Raw genomic sequence first — 9447 nt, 5'->3', positions numbered from 1 at the left:
ACGCGATCCTCGCAACTACCTCGCCTTTCTGGGCCTCGCCGCCACCCTGTGCTGCTACAAGCGATTGATCCGCCTCACCACATAGGACACGGTCTAAAGTGGTTGTCCAGCGCTCTCAGCGAGTCGATGCCGGCTGAAGCTTCTCAGAGCGCCGAAACTTCAGCCATTTGCAGATCTCTACACGTCAGCTGTCGGAGATCTCTAGAACAGCGCCGTGACGCTCTGTTGGATCGCCGCCACGTCCGCCGCGACTGCGGCCGTCGCCTGAACGCCTGGGGCGATGAAGCCAAGCCATCGCAGGATAATGTTGCGACGAGGTTCGTCGCGTGCGAGTTCCGCGTCGACCCGCTCCGCAGCCTCGACAAGCCCCGCTCCGTCCTCGTACTGCTCCTCGGACCGGCGGAGTTGGTCCAGTAGCAAGCCCACGGCAGTGCGGAGTTCCGCAACGGCCTCCTCACGCTCGGGCGGCGTCGAAAACCCGGTCACCGAGGAGTGGCCCACGGCGACTGTACTCTGCTCGATCCGCAGGTCCCGGCCCGCCTGGATACCGCTGACGTCGCTTGCCCGTTGATCCGACACAGTGTCACCTCTGTTTCACTGGCTGGGGGTTGTTCCATTGGGGGTTGTTCCATTGAGCACCGCTCCCAGCTCGAATGCTGGAACTGGTGACAGAGATGTCGCGTCCCGCGAACAAGCCGGAATTGTAAATGGTCGTCTGCCGCTGAATCAGGTCGCTGGTGTCGATGTTGTGATCTTCCATGAACTCCACCAGCGCATCCAGTACGCGATGTTCGATCGTCTTGGCGTATAGCTCCCGGTCCAGCATCTGGAAATACCGGTAATACAGCTGATCGCTCGCCTCCTCCCTGAGGCTGAACTTCGCACCGTAGTTGAAAGAGCGCAAGCGGATCTTACGCTCCTGGCGGCGCTGCTCATGCCTCTCGAAGAGAGGTGCGAAGAAAACTCTGGCAACCGAGATGGGGGCGCTGACCAGCAGAATCGGGGTACGCAGGCCTGCCTCGCCCACCAACCGGCACCACTGTCGAAACGTCGGGGCGTCCAGCAGCGAGTCCACGGTCCGGTACCGCTCACGCACGGGCGCGAGCAGACAGCTGCTGCCTTCGATGAACGCGATTTCACAGTCGGGCAGCAGTGCGCACCTGAGAAACAGGGTATTGACCAGCTCGCCGCTCCAGCCGGTAACACGGATCGCCAGATAGGGCCGCGCCCTGCCTTTGCCGTCCTCACGCAGCTCACGCAGAAGAGCCGCCGAGACCTGGGCTCCTGGTGGTCCAGCCAGGTTGCGGAGCACTTCGGCGCGCGTACGGTCGTCGATTCCGAGCAGCAAGTCCGCCCCGTTGACCAGGAGCACGTCGGCAATTTTCATCCCGGGCAGACGGAGGGCCCCGACCCGGTTAGCAATATGTCCGTTGAGCTCGTGGACGGTGAACGGAATGACCTGCTTACCCGTCGCTGGACGTGCTGTGTTCAGAGCGAACGACCAAATGCTGTACGGGGCGCCGTGCCCGACAAAGGGTGCAAAGCGCGAGGAGATCACGACGTTGCCGCGGTCACGGAGTTCAATCGCTTCGAGGCGGGCGGCGTCCTGGGGGCTCGGAGGCCGGGGAGCGTTGCCTGGGTCGAAGTTCTCCCGCTTCAGCTGCCGGGAGACGACTCTGTAGTGCACCGAGAGTAGCTCAGCGGCCACTATTACCCAGGCCGCGAGAAGACCCAGGAGTAGAGACACGCCGGAACTGAGCGGCAGAGTGATCAACGCGCTGAGCAGAAGGAGCGCGAGTACGACGTCTCGACGCTCCTGCCGGCTGCGGGCAGCCAAGGCATGTCGCAGAACGCAGCCGAGGTCTACGCCGGGCGAGGAGGCCGCAGCGAGGCGCGGCTCGTTCATGATCCGAGCTACGGCCTTACGGGCGAGCGCGATATCGGTGTACATCGCGGCGCATAGGTACCGACTCACGTCGTAGCGAGTCGGAGGAGGAACAGACGGGCCGTCATGAGGCTGGCCAGCACGTGGGTCGACGGACGGGTTCATCGTTACTGCCTCTGTACCGGAGATGATCCCGCGGCGGCTTCGACGACCACCGCCGACAGAGCGGTGGTTGCGAGCCGCTCAGACGATCTGTGGTCCGATGAATGAACGCACTGTGAGGGATCGGCATCCCTCCCGTCCACAAAGGGGGAAGAGCAATCAGAGCAGGCTCTGACAGCTTGTCTACAGCGACCTATTTTACTCCCCACACGATCGAATGCATCGGGGAAGCAGTCTGGTCACATCTGAAGCGGACTCTGGCCAACCTCGCCAGACGCGCAGTACTGGACGACCACATCGACGACTTCATCACCAAGGCCTGGCTGGACTACAGCCAGTCGTAACCCCAGCAATCGAAGATCTCCAGGCGCTCCCAGATGTGCCGACGGACTTGGCCGACCGCAGTGGGCTCGGCTCGCTTGATGAAGATCAACTGGCTGCAGTCGGGTGTGGAATCGGAGCTGATCACCAAAGGCCTTCGAGGACCTCACGCCCAATGTCCCGGACCGCATTGTCCGTCCAGCCGATAGCTCGGGAAGAGGAGGTCCTCCCCAGGCTGGCGACAGCCGACGGTGGAGCCCGGGCCGTCTCTGGGCCGTACGAGGGTGCCCGACGTCGACCAAAAACGACAGAAGCCCACGGCATCCGACCAGATCAGAGCCGTGGGCTGCGTCAGGCCCGCAGGACAGCGGGACAGGTGGTCAGTAGACCGGCAAGCTAGGCGGCGCTGAGCAGGCTGTAGCCGCCGAATGCGCCGTCCCTTCAGAGGCGATGAGGGTCGCTCACTGTCAGGAGGTGACCGCGGCTGGTTGCAACGCGGAGCACGTCTCGCAATGCCCCGGTCAGTTCCTTGACCAACCGTCGCAGGTCCTCTGGGCCCTGGTCCTGGTCGTCGAGGGTGTCCGAGGCATGCTCCAGCAGCTCGGCTGCCGTTCCCAGTTGTACCGCTTCGATGTTGTCGGCCAGGCGGGACATGTAGCCGCCCCTGTCGTCGGTGTTCAGGTAGCAGGGCTTTCCTTCCGGCCCCGACCACGGGAGGAGTCGTAGTTCGTTCGGTGCCGTCATCCTTGCGTCTGCCTCTCATCGGTCACGTGATGGGTGGTGAAGACCGCGTCGACGCGATCCCCGGGGAACGCCAGAAGGGCGGCCTCGACGACTCGCCCGGCGGTGTCGATCGCAACGCGTGTGATCGCGAGGACTGTCTTGGAGGAGCCGGTCCGGAGAGCCGATGCTTCGTCCGGTGTTGGCGGTCGGGCGCATACCGTCTCTCGGACGGTTGCCGGCGGCGAGCCCAGAATGGCGAGTCGTCGGGCGGACTCCTGCCAGGAGGGTTCGTCATCCAGCGCTTCGGCGGGGACCAGGTCGCGCGGGACGTAGATGCGAGCCAATCCGCGCGGGGACTCTTCCTCGTGACTGACGCAGAAGAACTCAGCGAGTGGACTGCCCGCCGGCACCTTGAGCAACGTCGTCAGGTGGCTGTCTGCCGGAACCGTGGTGGTGCGAACGGTGATACTCAAAGCTGCTTCAGCAGCGGTCCACGGGTCCAGCGTCCCCCATCCGCCGACGTACACGATCTTGCGGAGTGGGCGGCGGACGAAGTTGCCTTTGCCGTGGATCTTCTCGACGAGGCCTTCGCCCTGGAGGACCGCAAGGGCGCTGCGCAGTGTCACCGTGCTGACCTTGTATCGGTTGGCGAGGCAGGCTTCGGACGGTAGGCGTTCGCCGGGTTTGAGGTGGCCGGTTGTGATCTGGTGCCGGAGATCGTCGGCGATGTCATGGTGGCGTGATGGCATGGACCGGGTCACCGCCTTCTCAGCACGCGAACAGCGGCGAGCCGGGATCGCGTGTGTATGGTCAGCAGCTCACCCGACTCGAAGACGAGTTGCTTTGCACCTTGGGCCAGTTGGAAGAGGTCTGTCACCCGGCAGGCGCGGCCGCCGAGTTGGATGACGTCGCCACGCTGCACGGTGGTCGCGGTGACCTCGATGGTGGACACCAGCGCACCGCCGGGTGCCCGGCCGCTCACCGCTCCACCTCCACGGGCGTGGACCAGTCGGACGCCGAGTGACAGAGGCACCCGCACGTCTCGTAGACAACCGGTAGGTCAATCGGTGCGGAGACAGGCGAGGACTCCACACAAGCAAGGTGCGTGCCGATTCGACAGGCGGTCGACCGGTACGGGACGGCCGAGACGTCGGGGACGTGAAGTTGTCGGCGAGGAGGCATCAGCGGACCCCTGCCAGAGCCGACCAGGCTTCAGCCGGCAGATGGGAGGCGACGATCACCGGTCGCGGCCGTACTCGTTCCTCCCAAGCCAGCATGTACGGGCGGACGAGCGCGTTGTCCTCCCCCGCGAGCGGGTGTCGGTGGTTCGCGGTATCGGAAGTCCGACCCAGGATGACCGTCGACCCATCAGCGGACGCAGGGAAGGCGGGGGCGGCCGGCGGCCGGGAGGGCGTTAAGGGGCGGCGGTGCCTGCCCTTGGGGGCGTACCGCGCTCTGGTGAGCGAGACGGCACGGCGGATACGGTTGAGCACGCTACTCAGCTCCTATCGCTGATGGCTGGTCCCCTGACATCGCCCGTCATGGGGACCGCTTTGCGTACGACCGCCCAGAGAGTGCGGCCGTTCAGGCTGGTGGCGACGAGACCGAACCGATCGGCCTCGGCCACCGCTTCCAGGACCTCCCGCCATAAGTCGGCGGAGAGCGAGTCCGGCACCTCCGCTTCGACCGTTGCGTGCCGGTCGTGCTCCTCCACGCGCGCGACGAGCCCGACGGCGGACAGCCGGGCAGCGATGGCCGCCGCGCTAACTCCCGAAGCGGGCACAGGGCAGCCTCCGTCACCGGCGATCACTTTCAGTGAAGCTAGTTAACTAGATTAGAGCTAGTGGACTAGATTTTCCATATGCCTGAGCAGCCGCCCTACCTCCGCATCGCCGACGAACTCCGGCGGCGGATCACGGAGCACGTATGGGAGCCGGGAGACCGCCTGCCGTCCCGCGCGCAGATCGGCCAGGAGTGCGGCGTTGGGGAGAACGTGGTGCGGCGGGCGCAGGAGCTGCTGATTTCACAGGGGGTGCTGGAGGGGCGGGCCGGGTCGGGGACCTACGTCGCCGAGCCCCGGCAGCGAGTGCGGGTCGTCCGGTCTTCAGCGCGGGAGCAGCCCATCGGATCACCGTTTCGCGCGGACATGAAGGCCGTGGGCAGGCAGGGTGATTGGGAGAGCCGGACCGATGCCAAGGTGCCGGCGCCCGCGGAGATCGCGGCGCGGCTCGGCATCGCCGAGGGCGATCTGTGCGTCAGGACGACGTACGAGTTCCTGGCCGACGGCAGGCCCGTGCAGCTGTCCACGAGCTGGGAACCGTACGACCTCACCGCCGGCACCCTCGTCGTCCTCCCCGAGGGAGGGCCGCACGCCGGGGCGGGCGTCGTGAACCGCATGGCCGCCATCGGGATCACTGTCAGCCACGCCGTGGAGCAGCCCGAGCCGAGGCAGGCCACCGCCGAGGAGGCGTCACTCCTCGGCATTCAGAAGGCCGCGCTCGTCACGCACATCCGGCGGACGTACTACAGCGACGAGGGACGGCCCGTGGAGACGGCCGACATCGTGGTGCCCGCCGCGCACTGCGAGATCGTTTACGAGATCCCGATCAATCGCTAGGCAACGTCCCCTCGATCGAGCAAGTCGGCGGAAGTGGGGGCGAGCAGGGATCGCACGCAAGGGTTCACGCCTCGCCATTGTGGCTGCTGGACCCATCTCGCCTGCCATCCGGAAAGATCAGTCCCGGCGAACCGCTGATCAGGCCGAGGGATCCCAGTCCGAGGGCCAGACGCCCAAGGGCTTTGGCCCCGTGCCAGTCGTGCGGCGCCCCGAAGACGACCCAAGCAGCCAACACAAAGCCCGCGATCAGAACAGCCAGTCCACTGATGCGACGTAAGCCATGACTCATAGGCTCATCGTTACTCATGACGGATCGGGGCTCAATCGCCTAACCGGCCCACCCCCATGCTGAACCGGGCCAACAGAGCTGCCGGTGTCCGCGCGGGGCCGGGTGGCCTCCGCGAGCCCGGTGCGCCCTCGTCGAGGCGGTCACCGCCATGGCGTTCCCGCCCGGCGGCAGGCAGGTCCTCGTCCACGGTGAGGCGCGCACAGTCAAGCGGGCGGTGGACGCATCCGTGGGCCGAAGTCCGAGTTCTGGTTGATCAGTTGGACGTGCTGCCGGTTCGTGAGGGCTTTGTCCTCCGCGCGGTCCTGCTGGATGTCACGATCTCGATGCCGCGGCCGCCCTCACCGGCAACCGCGGCATCGAAACGGCACGTTACAGTCAACCAGGGGAAAGGAGACTCGACATGCGACTTCGCTGCGCGGTGCTGGACGACTTCCAGGGTGTGGCCACCACGCTGGCCGACTGGACGGTGCTCGAGGACGAGGTCGAGGTGGTCGCCCTGCGCGAGCATCTCGCGGCCGAGGACGACCTCGCCGCCGCTCTCGCCGACTACGACATCGTCGTCACGCTGCGCGAACGCGTCCCGTTCCCCGGGTCCTTGATCGCCCGGCTGCCCCGGCTGAAACTGCTCATCGCCTCCGGGATGCGCAACAGCGTCATCGACTACGCCGCCGCCGAGAAGCACGGCGTCACGGTGTGCGGGACGCAGAGTTCGGGCATCCCGCCGGCCGAGCTGACCTGGGCGCTGATGCTCGGGCTGGCCCGCGGGATCGTGGCGGAGAACACCGCGCTGCGCTCCGGCGGACCCTGGCAGTCCACCGTCGGTGCCGACCTGGACGGCGCACGGCTCGGCATCCTCGGCCTCGGCCGGATCGGCGGCCGCGTGGCCCGGGTCGGACTCGCCTTCGGCATGCGGGTCAGTGCGTGGAGCCCGCGCCTGACCAAGGAGCGCGCCGCCGAGCACGGGGTCGAACTGGCGGGATCGAAGGAGGAGTTGCTCGCCGACAGCGACTTCGTCTCCGTCCAGGTGCCCGGCGGGGACAGCACCCGCGGCCTGATCGGCGCCGCCGAGCTGGACCTGATGAAGCCGACCGCCTACCTGATCAACACCTCCCGCGCGTCCGTCGTGGACCAGGACGCGCTGCTGGCCGCGCTGCACGAAGGCCGGATCGCGGGGGCCGGCGTCGATGTCTTCGACATCGAACCGCTGCCCGCCGACCACCCGATGCGCACCGCGCCCCGCCTGCTCGCCACGCCCCACCTCGGCTATGTGTCGCGGGTGAACTACACGACGTACTACGGCCAGGCCGTGGAGAACATCCGGGCCTACCTGGCCGGTTCCCCCGTACGCCGGCTGCCCTGAGGCCGATGGCCGCGCCCTCGGCGCCCGCGTCGCCGGGTGTCGCGTCCGGCACCGTCGGCCAGGTCCCGATCGACGTCCCGATCGACGTGTGCCGGAGCACCGTCGACGTCATCGCCCTGCCGGACCCGGCCCTCGGCGACACCTGCGTGAACAACGGCGAGCTGGAACAGCACGGCAACCCCGGCCCCTCAGGCGTACCGGTAGCCCCGGCCCGGGTCCTCCAGCTGGTCCGGGCTCTCGCCCACGGCGGGAGGTTCTCGTGCCGGGCGACGACCCGGCCGTGCTGGTCGTCCGCGGTGCCGGGCGGCTCGGCCGGCAGGTGGCGGTGCGCCCGCTGCCGGCGCCGCCACTGCCGGTGGAGGGAGGCGTGGTGGCCCAGAACACCGGGTCGTTGGCCGACGCCCTGCCCTCAGCCCTCCAGCGGGTTGCGAAGCCCTTGGTGACGGTCGAGTCACCGGGCCGGGCGTCGTGGACGGGATCGTCGAGCGCCCACCGCAGGTCACTCATGGTGGGCAGCTGGGTCGGGGCGCCGGCGCGGCCCATGTCCCGGGTGAGGAACCTGCCGTCGGCGATGCCCTCCGGATGGTCGAGTGCCCCGCCACACACTCGAACGGAACCGAGGTCGTCGTACGGTCCCGGGTCCAGTCCTTGTGCGATCGCCCCCTCCGCGACCGGCACCAGGAAGGACGGTGCCAGGTGCGCGGTGCGTGGGCCCGCCTCGCCGTCGGGGGTGCGGTAGTCGACGTGCATGCGCGCGAACCCGCCGTACTCGCCGCGCCGCTTCAGGCGAGCAGCGTGCTCACGCACCGGCGCCGCTCGCTCCCGGTGAGCGTGCGGACGTCCCTTCGCACGTACGCCATGCCGGCCCCATGTCCCCCGTGTCCTACGCCCGTCCGGCACTCCCCATGTCCCCCGCGCTCGCCGGGTGCGTGTGGCCGGTGCCCGGCGGGCCCGGCGCCATGTCGTCGCGCAGCCGCTGGCCGGGGCCGATCTCGTCCACGGCCGCCCGGGTCGCCTCCAGCGGCGTGGGGTACGACGTGAAGTGGTCGACCATGCTGAGCCAGGTGCCGTCGGCGCGCCGCATCAGGTGCAGCGGGCGACCGTCGACGGTGATCCGCCAGTCGCCCTCGGCCGTCCCGCCCCCCGCGACCGGCACCCGGACGCCCTGGATACGGCGGCCCCGGTAGACCTCGTCGAAAGAGCCGCCGTCAAGGGCCCGGGCCGGGGGCACGGGCCGGAACGCGGCGACGACCGGGGCCGGCGCGAGCGCGGCGACGGAGGCCAGCAGGCCCCGCACCACCTGTCTGCGCGGCGCTCTCGCCATCCCCGCCCCCGCCCCCGCTCTCCCCCGCCGCCCCGCGCCCACTGCCACTTCACCGACACCGACACCGACACCGACACCGACGACCATCGCTCACTCCTCTGGGGTCCGCGTCCGGGATCACACATCCGGGATCAGATATCCGTACCGGCTAACCGGCGCGAGGCGCGCGAGGTCACCGCGGCACGGCCATCCGGTGGGGAGGAGCCGCGACGGGTGGGCCGCCACGGCCCTGCGGACCTACCGGCCCGGCCCGCTGGTGAGGTCCGCGCCCGCGACCGTGCGGACGACCGGGGCGAGGACGGCGACCTCGGGGAGCTTGAGGTGCGGGAGGCCGGCGTCGTCCGGGTCGGGCCGGGTCAGGGGGGCGTCCACGTTCAGGCCGGGTGCGAGCGCGTGCAGGTCGGAGGCGGGGGCGTGGACGCCGACGTGGTCGAAGCCGTCGCCGGGGACGCGCGGCAGGGGCGCGCGGAGGTCGGCACCGGGCAGGGCACCGCGGAAGGGCACCTGGGGCAGCGTGTGGTCGGGCAGCAGGCGGCCGGTGACGTAACGCGGGCCGTCCGGGGCGCCCGGCACCAGCAGCGGCACCGGCAGCTCCAGGCCGGCCTTCGGCACTTCCGTGCCGAGGGACCTGGAGACCCCGTCGAACGGCACGGGGACGGGGACCGCGCCGACCGCGGCGGCGGGGGTGGCTGCGGTACCCACAGCGGCCGCGACGCCCGTGACGACGGCGGCAAGGGTTCCTCGGGTGGTCGGCTTCACGTCAGGT

Annotated in this window: 12 protein-coding genes; 3 read left to right on the top strand and 9 right to left on the bottom strand. The window is 68.7% G+C overall.

The features are described 5' to 3' along the window. Nucleotides 1-201: 201 nt before the first annotated feature. The 7 genes from ACZ60X_RS23335 to ACZ60X_RS23305 all read right to left on the bottom strand — a co-directional run bounded on the left by ACZ60X_RS23335 (nt 202) and on the right by ACZ60X_RS23305 (nt 4874). On the bottom strand, nt 202-579 hold the full coding sequence (locus ACZ60X_RS23335; protein WP_469601563.1) for a hypothetical protein: 378 nt from the start codon (nt 577-579) through the stop codon (nt 202-204). Nucleotides 580-583: 4 nt separating this feature from the next. Then, nucleotides 584-1951, bottom strand: a complete 1368-nt coding sequence (locus tag ACZ60X_RS23330; RefSeq protein ID WP_469601560.1) for a hypothetical protein — start codon at nt 1949-1951, stop codon at nt 584-586. 424 nt (nt 1952-2375) lie between these two features. Continuing rightward, nucleotides 2376-2516 carry a hypothetical protein gene (locus ACZ60X_RS23325; RefSeq protein ID WP_469601557.1) on the bottom strand — a complete coding sequence of 47 codons (141 nt, stop codon included), beginning with the start codon at nt 2514-2516 and terminating at the stop codon, nt 2376-2378. 293 nt (nt 2517-2809) lie between these two features. Continuing rightward, nucleotides 2810-3112 (bottom strand): hypothetical protein, encoded by a 303-nt coding sequence (locus ACZ60X_RS23320; protein WP_469601554.1) that lies wholly within the window; start codon nt 3110-3112, stop codon nt 2810-2812. Continuing rightward, entirely contained in the window at nt 3109-3840 is a 732-nt protein-coding gene (locus ACZ60X_RS23315) for a GntR family transcriptional regulator (protein WP_469601551.1), read from the bottom strand. The genes ACZ60X_RS23320 and ACZ60X_RS23315 overlap by 4 nt, the downstream gene beginning before the upstream one ends. An 8-nt stretch (nt 3841-3848) precedes the next feature. Next, entirely contained in the window at nt 3849-4073 is a 225-nt protein-coding gene (locus tag ACZ60X_RS23310; protein WP_469601548.1) for a hypothetical protein, read from the bottom strand. A 516-nt stretch (nt 4074-4589) separates the two neighbouring features. Then, complete coding sequence (locus tag ACZ60X_RS23305) at nt 4590-4874, bottom strand: hypothetical protein (protein WP_469601546.1); 285 nt, start codon at nt 4872-4874, stop codon at nt 4590-4592. A gap of 78 nt (nt 4875-4952) precedes the next feature. Here ACZ60X_RS23305 and ACZ60X_RS23300 point away from each other — a divergent pair, with 78 nt between their 5' ends. The 3 genes from ACZ60X_RS23300 to ACZ60X_RS23290 all read left to right on the top strand — a co-directional run bounded on the left by ACZ60X_RS23300 (nt 4953) and on the right by ACZ60X_RS23290 (nt 7800). Continuing rightward, nucleotides 4953-5708: a GntR family transcriptional regulator gene (locus tag ACZ60X_RS23300; protein ID WP_469601543.1), complete on the top strand. Its 756-nt coding sequence runs from the start codon at nt 4953-4955 to the stop codon at nt 5706-5708. Between the two features lie 689 nt (nt 5709-6397). Continuing rightward, nucleotides 6398-7357 carry a D-2-hydroxyacid dehydrogenase family protein gene (locus ACZ60X_RS23295; protein WP_469601540.1) on the top strand — a complete coding sequence of 320 codons (960 nt, stop codon included), beginning with the start codon at nt 6398-6400 and terminating at the stop codon, nt 7355-7357. Between the two features lie 5 nt (nt 7358-7362). Then, entirely contained in the window at nt 7363-7800 is a 438-nt protein-coding gene (locus tag ACZ60X_RS23290) for a chaplin (protein ID WP_469601538.1), read from the top strand. Between the two features lie 440 nt (nt 7801-8240). On the opposite strand, the gene ACZ60X_RS23285 is transcribed toward ACZ60X_RS23290, so the two are convergent. Then, nucleotides 8241-8768 carry a tyrosinase family oxidase copper chaperone gene (locus ACZ60X_RS23285; protein ID WP_469601536.1) on the bottom strand — a complete coding sequence of 176 codons (528 nt, stop codon included), beginning with the start codon at nt 8766-8768 and terminating at the stop codon, nt 8241-8243. A 150-nt stretch (nt 8769-8918) separates the two neighbouring features. After that, a complete protein-coding gene (locus ACZ60X_RS23280; RefSeq protein ID WP_469601533.1) occupies nt 8919-9440 on the bottom strand; it encodes a hypothetical protein in 522 nt (173 codons plus the stop codon). Nucleotides 9441-9447: the final 7 nt, after the last annotated feature.

Source organism: Streptomyces sp. NPDC104106, assembly GCF_055584345.1.
This window is presented reverse-complemented; position numbering and strand designations above follow the sequence as displayed.